The 15,600-nt window shown below is 64.3% G+C and carries 15 protein-coding genes; 13 read left to right on the top strand and 2 right to left on the bottom strand.

All coding sequences use genetic code 11. The features are described 5' to 3' along the window. Positions 1-57 precede the first annotated feature (57 nt). The 9 genes from I0K07_RS08685 to I0K07_RS08640 all read left to right on the top strand — a co-directional run bounded on the left by I0K07_RS08685 (position 58) and on the right by I0K07_RS08640 (position 8,118). A complete protein-coding gene (locus I0K07_RS08685) occupies positions 58-375 on the top strand; it encodes a YerC/YecD family TrpR-related protein (RefSeq protein ID WP_203292445.1) in 318 nt (105 codons plus the stop codon). Then, positions 372-1,256: an ATP phosphoribosyltransferase gene (hisG, locus tag I0K07_RS08680; protein ID WP_203292444.1), complete on the top strand. Its 885-nt coding sequence runs from the start codon at positions 372-374 to the stop codon at positions 1,254-1,256. The genes I0K07_RS08685 and hisG overlap by 4 nt, the downstream gene beginning before the upstream one ends. Positions 1,257-1,258: 2 nt before the next feature. After that, positions 1,259-3,166: a histidinol dehydrogenase gene (hisD, locus tag I0K07_RS08675; protein WP_238934696.1), complete on the top strand. Its 1,908-nt coding sequence runs from the start codon at positions 1,259-1,261 to the stop codon at positions 3,164-3,166. Next, complete coding sequence (gene hisH / locus I0K07_RS08665) at positions 3,163-3,756, top strand: imidazole glycerol phosphate synthase subunit HisH (RefSeq protein ID WP_203292443.1); 594 nt, start codon at positions 3,163-3,165, stop codon at positions 3,754-3,756. Before hisD ends, hisH begins: the two co-directional genes overlap by 4 nt. Before the next feature lie 4 nt (positions 3,757-3,760). Beyond that, positions 3,761-4,495 carry a 1-(5-phosphoribosyl)-5-[(5-phosphoribosylamino)methylideneamino]imidazole-4-carboxamide isomerase gene (gene hisA, locus I0K07_RS08660; RefSeq protein WP_203292442.1) on the top strand — a complete coding sequence of 245 codons (735 nt, stop codon included), beginning with the start codon at positions 3,761-3,763 and terminating at the stop codon, positions 4,493-4,495. Beyond that, positions 4,477-5,244 carry an imidazole glycerol phosphate synthase subunit HisF gene (hisF, locus tag I0K07_RS08655; protein WP_203292441.1) on the top strand — a complete coding sequence of 256 codons (768 nt, stop codon included), beginning with the start codon at positions 4,477-4,479 and terminating at the stop codon, positions 5,242-5,244. The genes hisA and hisF overlap by 19 nt, the downstream gene beginning before the upstream one ends. Then, positions 5,241-5,873 (top strand): bifunctional phosphoribosyl-AMP cyclohydrolase/phosphoribosyl-ATP diphosphatase HisIE, encoded by a 633-nt coding sequence (gene hisIE / locus I0K07_RS08650; protein ID WP_203292440.1) that lies wholly within the window; start codon positions 5,241-5,243, stop codon positions 5,871-5,873. The genes hisF and hisIE overlap by 4 nt, the downstream gene beginning before the upstream one ends. A gap of 11 nt (positions 5,874-5,884) precedes the next feature. Next, positions 5,885-7,084: a serine hydrolase domain-containing protein gene (locus I0K07_RS08645; RefSeq protein ID WP_203292439.1), complete on the top strand. Its 1,200-nt coding sequence runs from the start codon at positions 5,885-5,887 to the stop codon at positions 7,082-7,084. A 128-nt stretch (positions 7,085-7,212) separates the two neighbouring features. Further along, on the top strand, positions 7,213-8,118 hold the full coding sequence (locus tag I0K07_RS08640) for a hypothetical protein (RefSeq protein ID WP_238934695.1): 906 nt from the start codon (positions 7,213-7,215) through the stop codon (positions 8,116-8,118). A gap of 7 nt (positions 8,119-8,125) precedes the next feature. Here I0K07_RS08640 and I0K07_RS08635 read toward each other — a convergent pair whose 3' ends face one another. Together I0K07_RS08635 and I0K07_RS08630 are read right to left on the bottom strand one after the other, a co-directional pair. Further along, positions 8,126-8,866, bottom strand: a complete 741-nt coding sequence (locus tag I0K07_RS08635; protein WP_203292438.1) for a UTRA domain-containing protein — start codon at positions 8,864-8,866, stop codon at positions 8,126-8,128. Beyond that, positions 8,863-10,230, bottom strand: a complete 1,368-nt coding sequence (locus tag I0K07_RS08630) for a formimidoylglutamate deiminase (RefSeq protein ID WP_203292437.1) — start codon at positions 10,228-10,230, stop codon at positions 8,863-8,865. Before I0K07_RS08630 ends, I0K07_RS08635 begins: the two co-directional genes overlap by 4 nt. A gap of 80 nt (positions 10,231-10,310) precedes the next feature. Here I0K07_RS08630 and hutI point away from each other — a divergent pair, with 80 nt between their 5' ends. From hutI to hutU, 4 genes are read left to right on the top strand one after another with little or no spacing between them, the layout of a single operon-like run. Continuing rightward, positions 10,311-11,519, top strand: a complete 1,209-nt coding sequence (hutI, locus tag I0K07_RS08625) for an imidazolonepropionase (RefSeq protein ID WP_203292436.1) — start codon at positions 10,311-10,313, stop codon at positions 11,517-11,519. After that, positions 11,516-13,039, top strand: coding sequence for a histidine ammonia-lyase (hutH, locus tag I0K07_RS08620; RefSeq protein WP_203292435.1), 1,524 nt, complete (start codon positions 11,516-11,518; stop codon positions 13,037-13,039). Before hutI ends, hutH begins: the two co-directional genes overlap by 4 nt. Then, positions 13,039-13,854, top strand: a complete 816-nt coding sequence (gene hutG / locus I0K07_RS08615) for an N-formylglutamate deformylase (RefSeq protein ID WP_203292434.1) — start codon at positions 13,039-13,041, stop codon at positions 13,852-13,854. Before hutH ends, hutG begins: the two co-directional genes overlap by 1 nt. Then, complete coding sequence (gene hutU, locus I0K07_RS08610) at positions 13,854-15,521, top strand: urocanate hydratase (RefSeq protein ID WP_203292433.1); 1,668 nt, start codon at positions 13,854-13,856, stop codon at positions 15,519-15,521. The genes hutG and hutU overlap by 1 nt, the downstream gene beginning before the upstream one ends. Positions 15,522-15,600 lie beyond the last annotated feature (79 nt).

Here is a 15,600-nt window from a genome sequence, read left to right as displayed (position 1 = left end):
TTGAGCTATTGTGTTAGCGCGCTAACACGCTATATCGGCGGTCAAGGAGCAAAATCCATGGCCGAAATGACTGCCGATACCCGTTCCGCCCAGCCTGATCTGGGCCCACTTTGCGAGGCGATCCTGCTGATCGAGGACCGTGCTGAAGCCGAACGCTTCCTGCGTGATCTTCTCACACCGGGGGAGATCAAGACGCTGACCGAACGCTGGCGCGTCGCCCGTCTGCTCAATGAGGGCGGGATTTCCTATCGCGAGATCGCCGAAATGACCGGTGCCTCCACCACCACGGTCACCCGGGTCGCCCGTTTTCTCAGCCAGGAACCCTGGCAGGGCTATCGCACCATTCTCAACCGATTGAAGGAGCAGGACTCGTGAGTTCGCGTCTGCGTATTGCCGTTCAAAGCAAGGGCCGCCTCGCCGAGGGCGGCATGGATCTGCTCAAGCGCTGTGGTCTGCGTTTCGCCTATGGCCGTGACAAGCTGCACCAGCGCGCCGAGAACATGGATGTCGATCTCATGCTGGTACGGGATGACGACATTCCGAACTTTGTCGCCTCCGGCGCCTGTGATTACGGGATTGTCGGTGAGAATGTTCTGGCCGAGGAGCAGGCCGCCGGTGGCCGCGCCCAGGAATTGGAGATCGCCCTGCGTCTCGGTTTTGCCGGCTGCACGCTGAAACTCGCTGCGGCTGAAGGCGGAGAGATCACCTCGGTGAAGGATCTGGACGGCAAGGCCGTTGCGACATCCTATCCCGCGCTGACGGCGAAATACCTGGCCGATAATGGCGTGAAAGCCGAGATCGTGGAAATGCGGGGTTCGGTGGAAGTGGCCCCGCGTCTGCGCATCGCTGACGCTATCTGTGACCTGGTCTCTTCCGGTGCCACGCTGCAGGCCAATGGGCTCAAGGCTTTCGAGACCGTGCTGGAGAGCGAGGCGGTTTTGATCCGTCGCAAATCCGGCCGGGATGCGACCGCCGACGAGATTGCCAATATCCTCATGCGTCGCGCCCGCGGCGTGATCGATTGCGCCCAGACCAAATACATCATGCTGAACGCGCCGGTGGACCGTCTGGAAGCCATCCGCTCGCTTCTGCCGGGGGCTGATGCCCCGACCGTGGCCCAGATCGCCGGCCGCGATGATGTCGTCGCCCTGCACGCGGTCTGCCGGGAGCGGGTCTTCTGGGAAACCCTGGAAGCCCTCGAAAAGGAAGGTGCCCGCGCCATCCTCGTCCTGCCCATTGAGAAAATGCTGGCCTGATCATGAGCATGCTTGAAACCCTGATCTGGAGAGACGCCTCCGAGGCGCAGCGCCGCCAGGCTCTGGCCCGTCCGGTCGAGACCGGAACGGCCGATGCGGCCGCCCGCGAGATCGTCGATGCCGTACGTGCCCAGGGCGAGACCGCCGTGCGGGCCTATGCGTCGCGGCTGGATGGCTATGCGCCGGAGGATTTCCGCATCCCGGCTGAGGCCCTGTCTGCAGCCCGCGCAGCCATGGACGCGGCGGATGTCGAAGCCATCAAGGCCGCTGCCGATGCGGTGCGCCGTTTCCACATCAAGCAGGGGTATTCGTCCTATTCCGTGGAGACCTGGTCCGGTGTGAAGGCGTCTCGCCGCGCGACCCCGGTTGATGTCGCAGCACTCTATGTGCCGGCCGGCAGCGCGCCTCTGGTTTCCACCCTGATCATGCTGGCCGTGCCGGCCCAGCTGGCTGGCGTGCCGCGGATTGTCGTCGTGGCGCCGCCGAACGGGCAGGGCGGGGTGAATCCGGCTCTTCTGGCCGCCGCCGAAATCCTCGGCCTTGACGAAGTCTACGCCATTGGCGGGGCCCAGGCCGTGGCGGCCCTGGCGACGGGTACGGCCGGCCTGCCGCGTGCCGACAAGATTTTCGGACCGGGCAATGCCTATGTCGCGGCCGCCAAATCCTATGTCGCTGGCCTGCCGGGCGGACCCGCCATCGATCTGCCCGCCGGACCCAGCGAGGTCATGGTGATCGCCGATGCTGAGGCCGATGTCGACTTCGTTGCCAGCGATTTGTTGAGCCAGGCTGAACACGATCCGTCCGCCCAGGTCGTCCTGGTCTGTTTCGACACCGCCACGCGCGACCGCGTACTGGCGGCCACAGAAACCCAGCTCGCCCGATTGCCGCGCGAAGAGATTGCCCGCGCGGCTCTGGAGAATTCCCGCACCGTGATCTGCGAGAGTCTTGAAGACGCCGCGGAGGTCGCCAATCAATATGCGCCGGAACACCTGATCCTGCAGACGGAAAGTGCGGAACGCCTGGTCGATCTGGTGCGTCATGCCGGCTCGATCTTTGTGGGCGCGTGGACCCCGGAAGCTGCCGGTGATTATGCCGCCGGACCCAACCACACCCTGCCTACCTCGGGCGCCGGCCGCGCCTATGGCGGGGTGTCGGTGGAAAGCTTCCAGAAGACCACGACCATCCTGCGCGCGTCGGCCGAAGGCGCTGCCGGGCTCGCCCCGACCGTGGAACGGCTCGCCGCCCTGGAAGGTCTGGAAGCCCACGCCACGGCCATGCGTCTGCGCCGCGAGAAGGCCGAAGCGCTGAAGGTCCAGTCCACGGCGGCCGCCGGTCCGCGCGCGGGCACCAAGCGCCGCAAGACCGGCGAAACGGATGTCACGGTCACGGTCAATCTGGATCGCAATGGCCCCAACCGGATCGAGACCGGCGTGGGCTATTTCGACCACATGCTGGACCAGATCGCCCGCCATGGCGGGATTGCGCTGGACGTGGCGGTGGAGGGGGATCTCCACATCGATGCCCACCACACGATCGAGGATGTCTGCCTGACCTTCGGGGAAGCCCTGCGCGAAGCCCTGGGTGACAAGCGCGGCATTGCCCGTTTCGGCTTTGAACTGCCGATGGACGAGACGCTGGCCTCGGTCTGGATCGATCTGTCCGGCCGGCCCTACGCCAAGTTCGAGGGCGAGATCCCGGGCGAGATGGTCGGCGGTTTTCCCGTCGAGATGACGCCGCACGCTTTCCGCTCCATCGCGGAAAGCCTGGGTGCGGCCATCCATGTGAAAGTGGAGGGCGAGAACGCCCACCACATGGTGGAAGGCTGTTTCAAGGCCTTTGGCCGGGCCCTGCGCGGTGCGGTTCGCATTGAGGGCGATGCCCTGCCATCCACCAAGGGCATGCTGGCATGACCATCGGTTTGATCGATACCGGCTGTGCCAATATTGCCTCGGTCCGCTTTGCCCTGGAACGGGCCGGGCTGGATCATGTCGTGGTGCGTGATCCGTCCGAGACCGGCGATTGCGACCGGCTCATCCTGCCCGGTGTCGGTGCCGCCGGTGCCGCCATGGCGCGGCTGGACGAGCGCGGCTGGCCGGAGGCCTTCCGCACGGATGACCGGCCGCTCCTGGGCATTTGCCTGGGCATGCAGCTCCTGTTCGAACACTCCGCGGAAGGCGATGTGGATACGCTGGGTCTGATCCCGGGCCGGGTGGAGAAACTGCCTCTGACCGAAGGCCTGGTCTGGCCGCATATGGGCTGGAATGCCCTGCAGGCCTTTGCCAGTGACGAGCCGCTTCTGCGCCATGTGTCGCTGGGTGAATACGCCTATTTCGTCCACGGCTTCTATGCCCCGGTCGGGCCCGCCACGGTGGCGCAGGCCGATTATGGCGCTGAAGTCTCCGCCATCGTCCGTTCCGGACACATTGCCGGCTGCCAATTCCACCCGGAACGCTCCGGCCGTGTCGGTGCCCGTATCCTTTCCAACTTCGCGAGTTGCTAGTCCCGTGATCCTCTATCCTGCAATCGATCTGCTCGACGGCCGTGTCGTGCGTCTTCACAAGGGCGCTTTTGACGCGGTCACCGATTATGGCGACGACCCGGTGGCGGTCGCGGAACGCTTCGGCGAGGCCGGGGCCAGCTGGGTGCATGTCGTCGACCTCTCCGGCGCCCGCGATGGCAAACGCCGCCAGAGCGATACGATCCGCGAGCTCTGCCGCACGGGTCTGCGCGTCCAGACGGGCGGCGGTGTGCGTTCCGCGGAAGATGTGGAGAGCCTTCTGGCCATTGGCGTTGAGCGGGTGATTGTCGGCTCGCTCGCCGTCACCGAGCCTGAACAGGTCTCGCGCTGGCTGGAACGCTATGGCCCCGACCACATCACCCTGGCACTGGATGTGAAACGCACAGGCGGCCAATACCGTCCGGCCCTGTCCGGCTGGACCGATTTGATGATGACCACGCTGGATGATGTCGTGAAAGCCTATGACGGGACGGGGCTGGCCCATGCCCTGGTGACCGATATCGGTCGGGATGGTGATCTGTCCGGTCCGAATCTGGCGCTTTATCGTGGTCTGGTCGAACGCTTTCCGGATGTGCAATGGCAGGCCTCTGGCGGCATTGCCTCGCTGGAAGATATCGAAGCGGCCCGGGAAACCGGCGTGGCCGGGGCCATTTCCGGCAAGGCGATCTACGAGAAACGCTTCACCATCGAAGAGGCGCTGGCATGCTCGCAAAGCGCATAATTCCCTGCCTCGATGTGCGCGATGGCCGCGTCGTGAAAGGCGTGAAATTCCGCGACCACGAGGATGTCGGCGATATCGTCAAACTCGCCCGCCGCTATGCCCGCGAAGGGGCCGACGAGCTGGTCTTCTACGACATCGCCGCTTCGGCGCGCGGCGATACGGTCGAACCGGAATGGGTCAGCCGGGTGGCCCGCGAGATTGATATTCCCTTTTGCGTGGCGGGTGGAATCCGCTCTGTCGAGGATGCCCGCGCGCGTCTCTTCGCCGGGGCCGACAAGATTTCCATCAATACGCCGGCGCTGGAAAACCCGGACCTGATCGACACGCTGGCCCGCGAATTCGGCAGCCAGTGCATCGTGCTGGGAGTGGACAGCCGCATCATTGACGGGGCCTGGCGCGTGCACCAGTTCACCGGCGATCCCGACAAGACGCTGACCGATCATCGCAAGACGCTCGACTGGGTGCGCGAAGGCATTGAACGCGGTGTCGGTGAGGTCGTCCTCAATTGCATGGACATGGACGGTGTGCGCGATGGCTATGACATCGAGCAATTGGCCGCCGTGCGGGCCGTGTGTTCCACACCTTTGATCGCTTCGGGCGGCGCGGGACGGAAAGAGCACTTCAAATCCGTCTTCGAATTGGCCAATGTCGATGGAGCGCTGGCGGCCAGCGTGTTTCACAAGGGGGTCATCGAAATCGGCGATTTGAAAGCCTATCTCGGTGATGAGGGACTCAGAGTCAGACCATGATTGATGCCAAAAGCCTGGACTGGAAAAAGTCCGACGGGCTCATCCCGGCCATTATCCAGGACCATGCCACCCGCCAGGTCCTCATGCTGGGCTATATGAATGAAGAGGCGCTCGCCCGGACGGTCGAGACCGGCAAGGTGCATTTCTATTCCCGCTCGCGCCAGGAACTCTGGAAAAAGGGCGAAACCTCCGGAAACACGTTCAAACTCGTTTCCCTGGCGGCTGATTGCGACAATGACACTCTGCTGGTCGAGGTGAAGCCGAAAGGCCCGGCCTGCCATACCGGCACGGTGACCTGTTTCGGCGATGACCCGGCTCCGGGCCTGGGCTTCCTGGCGCATTTGCGGGCGATCATCCGCAAGCGCAAGAAGGACAAGCCCAAGGGCTCCTATGTCGGAGGCCTGATGGCCCGCGCCCCGAAACGCCCGGCCCAGAAGGTTGGCGAAGAGGGCGTCGAGGTCGCCATGGCCGCCGTGTCGGAAAGCAAGGCCGCGCTCAAGGGCGAAGCGGCGGACCTGCTCTTCCACCTCATGGTCCTGCTGGAATCCCGCGATCTCAGCCTGGATGATGTCGTGGCCGTTCTGCGCAAACGCCATGCCGTGCGGGCCTCCAAACCGGGTGAGAAATAAGGATCAGACCGATGATGAAGTCCGCAGCGCTGGGTCTGTCAGCCCTTTTCCTGGTCTCCCTTCCAGCCTGCGCCCAGGACTATGTCCCGCCCCGCGGGGATGAAAACTGGGAACATCGCGACCCGGCATCGCTCGGACTTGATCCGGTCGCTCTGCAGGACGCCATCGATTTCGCCATCGCCAATGAGACCGCTGCGCCGGAAGGCTATGACGGGATTGATGTCCGTGATCTCTCCCTCATGGTGCCGTTGACCTGGGCCTATGAACCCCATTCCAGCCCGGTCGGTGAGCTGCGTCCGCGCGGCGAGCCATCCGGCATCATCCTGCGTGACGGCTATATTGTGGCTTCCTGGGGCGAGCTGGAACGGGTCGACATGACCTTCTCCATCTCCAAGACCTTCCTTTCCCACACGATCGGCCTGGCCCTGGCCGATGGGCTGATCGGGGATGTCAGCGATGCGGTCTCGTCCGACGTCGCCGACCCGCTCTTCCACACAGACCACAACGCACCGATCACCTGGGACCAGATGCTGCGCCAGACCTCGGGCTGGTGGGGCACGCTCTGGGACAAGCCGGCCTGGGCGGACCGTCCGGCGCGTGACAATCCCGCTCGCGATTTGGTTGCTGGTCCGCCGGAGCCGGGTTCGGCCTGGGAGTATAATGATGTCCGTGTGAACGCCCTGGCCCTGGCCGGGCTGCATGTCTGGGGGCGTGAACTGCCGGACGTGCTGGCCGAGCGCATCATGGATCCGATCGGTTCCTCCGGGACATGGGAATGGCACGGCTATGAAAACAGCTATGTCACGCTGAATGGCGAGGAGATGTGGTCCGTGTCCGGCGGCGGGCATTGGGGCGGCGGGATGATGCTGTCCGCCTATGACCAGGCCCGTTTCGGCCTGCTGGGTCTGCGCCGCGGCAATTGGGGCGGTGAGCAGCTCGTGCCGGACGCGTTCTACACGGCGGCGACCACGCCGACCGATGTCATGCCGTCCTATGGCTATATGAACTTCTTCCTCAACACGCCCAGCGATGATCGCGCCGCCATTTCGGTCGAGGAAGCCCCGGCCTCAAGCTTTGCGTATCTGGGTGCCGGCGCGAACATGATCTATATCGATCCCGAGCACGACATCATTGCCGTGGTCCGCTGGATCCAGGCCTCCGAGCGCAATGAATTCATCCGCCGGCTGATGGCGGCGATCGAAGACGAGTAGGGCGCTTCGCCGTCAGGGTTGCTTGACTGGCGCTTTCAATTTGAAATTGCTTCGCGGGCCCGTTCACTCCAAAATACGCCTCAGAAGCGAGTCCTTGCCGGGTCTCGCGACAATGGGAGGGGCGTGGCATGGATATGCGGGATCTGCGTGCGTTGAGTGTGGTTCTGTTGGGGACTTGGCTTCTGGCGGCGTGTTCATCGCCCGAGACTGAAGCGGCGACCGCCGAAGCCGAACCGCCTGCCGAGGCGGTCCGTAGCGATGATCCGCCCCCGCGGGCCGATGCTTTCGAGCATGTTTCGAATTTCCTTGCCTGCAGCGGCAATCCCTATGCGCTCTGCTATTATTCCGGTCCTCCGGGTGCCCAGCCGACGCTGGATGGCAGCACGCAGATCCTGCCCTGCAATCCGAATTCGACGGAAACGGCGGCCGACTGCACCTGTTTTGCGGTGACAAACGGGGTCTATGTCGAGGATGGCGAGCCGCTGGTCTATAATTTCGTGGAGATCGGTTCGATCCTGAACCCGCGCGTGCGGGCGGAAACGATTGAGGTCTGTCACGAGGACGGCTCAAACTGTCTCAACATGGCGAGCCTGGCGACGGGGCTGTGCGATTACAGCGACAATCCGATCATTGCGGCGCTGGAGGCTTGCCAGCCGGCCCCGGTCTGCAGCTATCTCGGCGATGTCGTCACCGGTACGCCGCAGACGCTCTATCCCGACCAGCCCGATGTCGAGCTGATCTCGACCTTCTCCATGGCCTATCAGGATGTGATGTATTTCGGCTCGACCGACTGCTCCAGCGAGGCGGACCCGCTTTATGCCGGCTGCATGACGGCCCCGTGCACGGGGCCTGACGAGAACGGCCAGACGACGTGTACCTGTCCGACCTATGACGGTCCCTATCAGGTCGGTCAGGAATATCCGCAAAGCACGCCTTCGGACCCGAATGCGCCGCAAGTGCAGTGCGATATCTCACCGAATGTCTGGTCGGCGGCCTACAATAATATGGATCTGCCATCCCTGCCGCGGGATTGAGCCGGGCCTAGGCCCCCGGGCCGAAACGCTCGGTCATGGAGTGCCGGTTGCCCGGGTGGATGAGGCGGGCATAGGTAACCACGTCCTCGCCCTGGAAGGTCCGGCGTTCCAGGACCAGGAGGGCGTCACCCGGGGCCGTGCCCAGGCGGCGGGCCTGGTCGGGCGTGGCATTGACGGCGGAGACCGTGTGTTCCGCCTCGGTCCAGGGGGCTGCACGCAACAGCCAGCTGCCCGGCCCGACCTCTGAAAAGTCTGCCCGGGCGGCTTCCGGCAAGAGATTGAGATTGATCCAGCGCTGCTCGTATTCGACGATCTTGCCATCGGCCGTGTGCAGGCATTCCACATGCTGCAGCCGTGTCCCGAAGGGCAGGCGCATGCGCTTGGCAATCGCGTCCGGCGCCGGAATGGTCTCATTGATTTCAAGCCGGTAGCCATAGGTCTCGCCCCGGGCGGGAATGGCCGTCGCCATGTCGACAATCTGCAAAATGGCGGCTGGAGCGTCCGGCTGCGCCACGAAGGTTCCGGCGCGACGCTTGCGGACGAGGAGGCCATCCTCGGTCAATTCCTTTAGGGCGCGATTGACGGTCATGCGGGCGATGGAGAGGGCGTCGCTGAGCTCAGATTCGGCGGGCAGGCGGTGGCCGGGTTTCCAGTGGCCCGAGCGGATCAGGCCGGAGATGGCGCGCTTGATCTGGTCATAGACCGGTCCCTCGCCATCAAGCCGGATATCGCTGATCACATTGCTCATCCCAATCCCTCCATCACGTCTGTCATCGCGCGGCGCCAGGCCTTGTCCACGCTGTCGCGGGCGAGGGCGCGGCCCTCGCGCACGCATTCTGTCCCGCCGACATGGACGGAGCGGACTAGGCTTCGCTCGCCGCAGAACAGCCAGCTATCCAACAGCGAGTCGCCACGACGCCCGATCAGACTGGGATGGTCCATGTCCAGTTCCACGAAATCGGCGCGATAACCGGTCGCCAGCCTGCCCTGTTTCTGCATCAGCGCCCGGGCACCGCCGGCAAGACAGGCCTCGAACAGGCGGCGGCCCGTACTCTGTCCCGCCTCAGCGAGCACATTGCGTTCGCGCCGGGTGAGGCGCTGGCCATATTCCAGCAGGCGGATTTCCTCGGCCAGATCGATGCGGATATGGCTGTCCGACCCGATACCGATCGCGCCGCCGGCGGCCAGGTAATCCACGGCCGGGAAGAGGCCGTCGCCCAGATTGGCTTCGGTCAGCGGGCACAGGCCGGCGACAGCCCCGCTGCGGGCCAGATCGCCTGTCTCGCCAGCGTCCATATGGGTGGCGTGGACGAGGCACCAGCGCTCATCCACCGGCTGATGGTCCAGCAGGAAGCGCACCGGCCGCGCCCCGGTCGTCGCCTGACAATCCTCCACTTCGCGCACCTGTTCGGCGATGTGGATATGGATGGGCGCATTGTCTGCCAGCGGCCGGATCTCGTCGATATCCGACAGGTCTGCCGCGCGCAGGGAGTGCGGCGCGATCCCGATCTGTCCATGCTCCAGCACTGCCACATGACGGGCCGCAGCGGCGTGCAGCTCGGCATAGCTGTCCGGCGTGTTGAGGAAGCGTCGCTGGCCTTCGCTGGGCGCCTGCTGACCAAAACCGGACCAGCGATAGAAGACGGGCAGGAGGGTGAGGGCGATGCCGCTTGTCCCCGCCGCGGCACAGATCCGGCCCGCCATTTCCGCGGGGTCGTCATAGCGCGACCCGTCGGGGGCATGGTGGAGATAGTGGAATTCGCCGACGGATGTGTATCCCGCCTCCAGCATCTCCACCTGGACCAGGCCGGCAATCGCTTCGACATGGTCCGGGGTGAGGCGTTCATTGAAGGCGTACATCAGTTTCCGCCAGGACCAGAAACTGTCCGAACCGGGTCCACGGCGCTCGGTCAGACCGGCCATGGCACGCTGAAAACTGTGCGAATGCAGGTTCGCCATGCCGGGCAAACAGCATCGCAGACGTATCGAATGGGGATCAGGATCAGCGTCCGGCGTCACTGAAACAATATCACCGTGGGCGTCCACACTGATCGCAACACGATCAGCCCAACCTTCCGGCAGAAGGGCGCACTCGGCGAAAAATTCAGTCATCACGGTTCAACCCGGCTGGACAGACTCACTTCCGGGTTTTTATTGTATAGACAATTAGCCGATTGCAAAGGGTGCCTGCGATGCACTTCGACAGATTGCTGACCAACGCCCGGATTGCGACCCTGGCCGAGACCGGCACGCCCTATGGCGAGATCGGTCATGGTGCGATCGGGATTTCCGGCGACAAGATCGCCTGGGTCGGGCCGATGGATGAAATTCCCGGCACGGCGGATATCACCGAGGATCTGGAAAACCGCTGGGTCACGCCGGCCCTGATCGACTGTCACACCCATCTCGTCTTCGCCGGTGACCGGTCGGACGAGTATGAGCGCAAGCTGGCGGGCGAGAGCTATGAAGTCATCGCGCGTGAGGGCGGGGGTATCCGCAAGACGATGACCGCGACGCGCAAGGCCGGGGCTGCCGAACTGGCAGCGCTCGCCCTGACGCGGCTGGATGCCTATGCGGCCGAAGGTGTCGGCACGATCGAGATCAAGTCGGGCTATGGGCTGACGGTTGAAGCCGAGCTGGCCCAGCTGAAAGCCGCGCGGGGTGTTGGCCTGGCCTCGGGCATGCGGATTGTTCCGACCCTGCTGGCCGCCCATGCCGTGCCGCCGGAATATGAGGGACGTTCGGGCGATTATATCGACGAGGTCTGCATTCCCTTGGTCCGCGAGATTGCCAAGACCGGATTGGCCGAGGCGGTGGATGCCTATTGCGAGGGCATTGGTTTCAGCCCGGAAGAGACACGTCGTCTCTTCATTGCGGCCAAGGCAGCCGATCTGCCGGTGAAACTCCATGCCGACCAATTGTCCGATACCGGCGGGGCCCAGCTGGTCGCTGAATTCGGCGGGCTGTCGGCGGACCATATCGAATACACGAATGAGGCCGGGATCGCGGCCATGGCCAAGGCGGGCACGGTGGGCGTGCTCTTGCCGGGCGCCTTCTACGCCCTGCGCGAGACCCAGCGTCCGCCGGTCGAGGCGATGCGCGCGGCGGGGGTGAAAATGGCGGTAGCCACGGATGCCAATCCGGGCACCTCGCCCATGGTCTCCTTGCTGATGGCCGCCAACATGGCCTGCACGCTCTTCCACCTCACCGTGGAAGAGGCCTTTGCCGGTATTACGCGCGAAGCGGCGCGGGCCCTGGGCAAGCTGGACGAGATCGGAACCCTGGAGCCGGGGAAGATGGCCGATCTGGCGATCTGGGACATCGAACGCCCGGCCGAGCTGGTGCAATGGATGGGAAAACGGCCCCTGCATGGCCGTATCCTCGGAGGAGAATGGCTGTGACATCTGTTGTCGTGAAACCGGGCGAAATGCGCCTGACGGACTGGGCCGCGATCTATCGCGGTGCCTCGGTCACGATTGATCCGGCGGCGAAAACCGAGGTCGATGCGGCCGCGCAGACGGTCGATAATCTCATCGCCTCCGGTCAGGCCGTCTATGGTCTCAATACCGGTTTCGGCAAGCTGGCCCAGACGCGGATCGCGGATGATGAGCTGGCGACGCTGCAGGAGCGCCTTGTCCTCTCCCATGCCGCCGGGATTGGCGACCCGCTGCCGGCGCCGATTGTCCGCCTCATCCTGGCGCTGAAAATGGCCTCTCTGGGCCGCGGCGCGTCCGGTGTGCGCTGGACCACGATTGAGGGCATCCAGGCCCTTTTGGATGCCGACTGCCTGCCGGTCATCCCCTCCCAGGGTTCGGTTGGTGCGTCTGGCGATCTCGCGCCGTTGGCCCACATGTCCGCGGCCCTGATCGGGGCAGGTGAGGTGACATACAAGGGCGAACGCCTGCCGGCCGCTGAAGGCTTGGCCAAGGCGGGTCTGAAACCGCTCCAGCTGGGCCCCAAGGAAGGCTTGGCCCTGCTCAATGGCACCCAGACCTCGACAGCATTGGCTCTGGCCGGGTTGTTCGGCGTCGAGGCCGGTTTCCAGGCGGCTCTTGTTTCCGGCGCGCTCTCCGTGGAAGCGGCCAAGGGCTCGGTTGCGCCCTTTGATCCGCGCATTCACAGCCTGCGCGGCCATCCCGGCCAGATCGCCGTGGCCGGTAGTTTGCGGGCGCTGCTGGACGGATCGAACATCCTCGCCAGCCATGAGAATTGCGACAAGATCCAGGATCCCTACTGCCTGCGCTGTCAGCCCCAGGTGATGGGCGCGGTGATGGATCTGCTCGGCCAGGCCGCGCAGGTGCTGGAGCGTGAGGCCAATGCCGTGACCGACAATCCGCTCGTCTTCACCGATACGGGCGAAGCCATTTCCGGTGGCAATTTCCACGCTGAACCGGTCGCTTTCGCCGCCGACCAGATCGCCATGGCCGCCTGCGAGATCGGCTCGATCTCCGAGCGGCGTATCGCGCTTCTGACCGATCCGGCCGTCTCCGGCCTGCCGGCCTTCCTGACACCCAATCCGGGTATCAATTCCGGCTTCATGATCGCCCATGTCACGGCCGCTGCCCTGGTCTCGGAGAACAAGCAGAAAGCCTATCCGGCCTCGGTCGACAGCATTCCGACCTCGGCCAATCAGGAAGACCATGTCTCCATGGCCACCCATGGCGCCTTCCGTCTTCTGAAAATGGCGGACAATCTTCATGCCGTGGTCGGTATCGAGGCGCTCAGCGCGGTGCAGGGGATGGAGTTCCATCTCGGCCTGCAATCCTCCGCCCGGCTCGAAAAAGCGCGGATAAGCTTGCGCGAGGCCGTTCCCGCCTATGGCGATGACCGCTATTTTGCCAGCGATATCGAAGCAGCCCGCGATCTGGTTGCCGGCGGTGGGCTGGTAGCGGCGGCGGGCGAGGTTCCGGGGATCGTCTGATGGACGTTTTTGAGCTGCACCGGGGACATTCCCCGCTGATCATTTCCATGCCGCATTCGGGCACGGCCTTGTCGCCGGGTCTTGAAGCGCGCCTGACGGGCGAGGGCCGGGGCCTGCCCGATACGGACTGGCATGTGCCGCAGCTCTACAACTTCCTCTCCGGCTTCAAGGCCTCGGTCATCAAGGCGAACTTTTCACGCTATGTGATTGATCTCAATCGTGATCCCACCGGCACTTCGCTCTATCCCGGCCAGGCCACGACGGAGCTGGTTCCCACCACGCTGTTTGATGGCACGCCGATCTACAAGGACGGCCAAGAGCCCGACGAAGACGAGATCGAGCAGCGGCGCTTTGAGTATTACGACCCCTATCACCGCGCCCTGACCGAGCTGATCGTGCAGACCCGCATGGAGCATGGCTATGTCCTGCTCTGGGATGCCCATTCCATCGCGTCCGAAGTGCCGCGCCTGTTCGAGGGCGTGCTGCCGGATCTCAATCTGGGCACGAATGGTGGTGAGAGCTGTGATCGCACGATCGAGCGCTGGGCCGTGAAAGCCATGATGGATCACGAGGAATACGCCTCCATCGTCAATGGCCGTTTCAAGGGCGGCTGGATCACGCGGGCCTATGGCCGGCCCAGCCAGAATGTCCACGCCCTGCAGATGGAATTGGCCCAGTCCGCCTACATGAAAACCGAAAGCGCCCCCTGGGCCTTTGACGAGACCAAGGCCGACGCCCTGCGCGCGGCCCTGAAAGACACGATCAAGGCGGCCCTGGATGCCGCTGCCATGCTGTATTCCGGAGAGGTGAAGTAGTGACCCAGACCCGCCGCGACAATTCCCGCATCATCCGCGCCAAGCACGGCACCGAACTCGACGCCACGCATTGGGCCGCCGAAGCCCCGCTGCGCATGCTGATGAATAATCTCGACCCGGAGGTGGCCGAGAAGCCGGAAGAACTCGTGGTCTATGGCGGGATCGGCCGTGCCGCTCGGGATTGGGAGAGCTTTGACCGCATCGTCTCCACGCTGAAACGCCTGAAGGAAGACGAGACCCTGCTGGTCCAGTCGGGCAAGCCGGTCGGTGTCTTCCGCACCCACAAGGACGCCCCGCGCGTGCTGATCGCGAACTCCAATCTCGTGCCGCACTGGGCCAATTGGGAGCATTTCCGCGAGCTCGATAAAAAGGGTCTGATGATGTACGGCCAGATGACGGCCGGGTCCTGGATCTATATCGGATCGCAGGGCATCGTTCAGGGCACCTATGAGACCTTCGTGGAGGCCGGACGCCAGCACTACAATGGCGATCTCACCGGCAAATGGATCCTGACCGGTGGTCTGGGCGGTATGGGCGGGGCCCAGCCGCTGGCCGCGACCATGGCGGGTGCCAGCATGCTGGCCGTGGAATGCCAGCCCAGCCGGATCGAGATGCGGTTGAAGACCGGTTATCTGGACAAGAGCGCGACCTCGCTGGACGAAGCGCTGGCGATGATCAACGAAGCCTGCGCCAAGGGGGAGGCGGTCTCTGTCGGCCTGCTGGGCAATGCCGCCGAGATCTTCCCGGAACTGGTCAAGCGCGGCGTGCGTCCGGACATCGTCACCGACCAGACCTCCGCCCATGACCCGGTAAACGGCTATCTGCCGCTGAACTGGACGCTGGATGAGTGGGAGAGCAAGCGCGAGAGCGATCCGGAGGCGGTTGCCAAGGCGGCCAAGGCCTCCATGGCCATCCAGGTCAAGGCGATGCTGGATTTCCACGCCCAGGGCATTCCCACCGTGGATTACGGAAACAATATCCGCCAGATGGCCTTCGATGAGGGTCTGGACAACGCCTTCGATTTCCCCGGTTTCGTGCCGGCCTATATCCGCCCGCTCTTCTGCCGGGGCATCGGCCCCTTCCGCTGGGCGGCCCTGTCGGGTGATCCGGAGGATATCTACAAGACCGACGCCAAGGTGAAGGAACTCATCCCGGACAATCCGCATCTGCACCGCTGGCTCGACATGGCGCGCGAGCGCATCCAGTTCCAGGGCCTGCCGGCGCGCATCTGCTGGGTCGGCCTGGGCGAGCGCCACAAGCTCGGCCTGGCCTTCAATGAAATGGTCGCAAAGGGCGAACTGAAAGCCCCGGTCGTGATCGGCCGCGACCATCTGGACTCAGGCTCCGTCGCCAGCCCGAACCGCGAAACCGAAGGCATGATGGACGGCTCCGACGCCGTCGCCGACTGGCCCTTGCTCAATGCCCTCCTGAACACCGCATCCGGCGCCACCTGGGTCTCCCTGCATCATGGCGGCGGCGTCGGCATGGGCTATTCAATGCATTCCGGCCAGGTCGTCATGGCCGACGGCACGCCGGAAGCCGCCGAACGCGTCGGCCGCGTGCTCTGGAATGATCCGGGCACAGGCGTGATGCGCCATGCCGATGCGGGGTACGACATCGCCAAGGATTGCGCGAAGGAACAAGGGCTGGACCTGCCGTCGGTGTGATCCAACTCCTTCTCCCTCTACACCTCTGACCCGTCATCCCACGGTGCCCGCAGGGCATCCGGGGGACCTCATCCATCCT

Origin of the sequence: Maricaulis parjimensis, from assembly GCF_016817355.1 — a bacterium.
GTDB classification, from domain to species: domain Bacteria; phylum Pseudomonadota; class Alphaproteobacteria; order Caulobacterales; family Maricaulaceae; genus Maricaulis; species Maricaulis parjimensis.
Note: the sequence above shows the minus strand (reverse complement) of the source record. Positions and strands in the feature narration are given on the sequence as shown.

What these genes read in the sequence shown, in the direction of transcription:
- I0K07_RS08630 (WP_203292437.1), bottom strand. Translation starts at nt 10,230, where the DNA reads ATGACTGAATTTTTCGCCGAGTGCGCCCTTCTGCCGGAAGGTTGGGCT.
- hutI (WP_203292436.1), top strand. Translation starts at nt 10,311, where the DNA reads ATGCACTTCGACAGATTGCTGACCAACGCCCGGATTGCGACCCTGGCC.
- hutG (WP_203292434.1), top strand. Translation starts at nt 13,039, where the DNA reads ATGGACGTTTTTGAGCTGCACCGGGGACATTCCCCGCTGATCATTTCC.
- hisH (WP_203292443.1), top strand. Translation starts at nt 3,163, where the DNA reads ATGACCATCGGTTTGATCGATACCGGCTGTGCCAATATTGCCTCGGTC.
- hisF (WP_203292441.1), top strand. Translation starts at nt 4,477, where the DNA reads ATGCTCGCAAAGCGCATAATTCCCTGCCTCGATGTGCGCGATGGCCGC.
- I0K07_RS08645 (WP_203292439.1), top strand. Translation starts at nt 5,885, where the DNA reads ATGATGAAGTCCGCAGCGCTGGGTCTGTCAGCCCTTTTCCTGGTCTCC.
- I0K07_RS08685 (WP_203292445.1), top strand. Translation starts at nt 58, where the DNA reads ATGGCCGAAATGACTGCCGATACCCGTTCCGCCCAGCCTGATCTGGGC.
- hisD (WP_238934696.1), top strand. Translation starts at nt 1,259, where the DNA reads ATGAGCATGCTTGAAACCCTGATCTGGAGAGACGCCTCCGAGGCGCAG.
- I0K07_RS08635 (WP_203292438.1), bottom strand. Translation starts at nt 8,866, where the DNA reads ATGAGCAATGTGATCAGCGATATCCGGCTTGATGGCGAGGGACCGGTC.
- hisIE (WP_203292440.1), top strand. Translation starts at nt 5,241, where the DNA reads ATGATTGATGCCAAAAGCCTGGACTGGAAAAAGTCCGACGGGCTCATC.
- I0K07_RS08640 (WP_238934695.1), top strand. Translation starts at nt 7,213, where the DNA reads ATGGATATGCGGGATCTGCGTGCGTTGAGTGTGGTTCTGTTGGGGACT.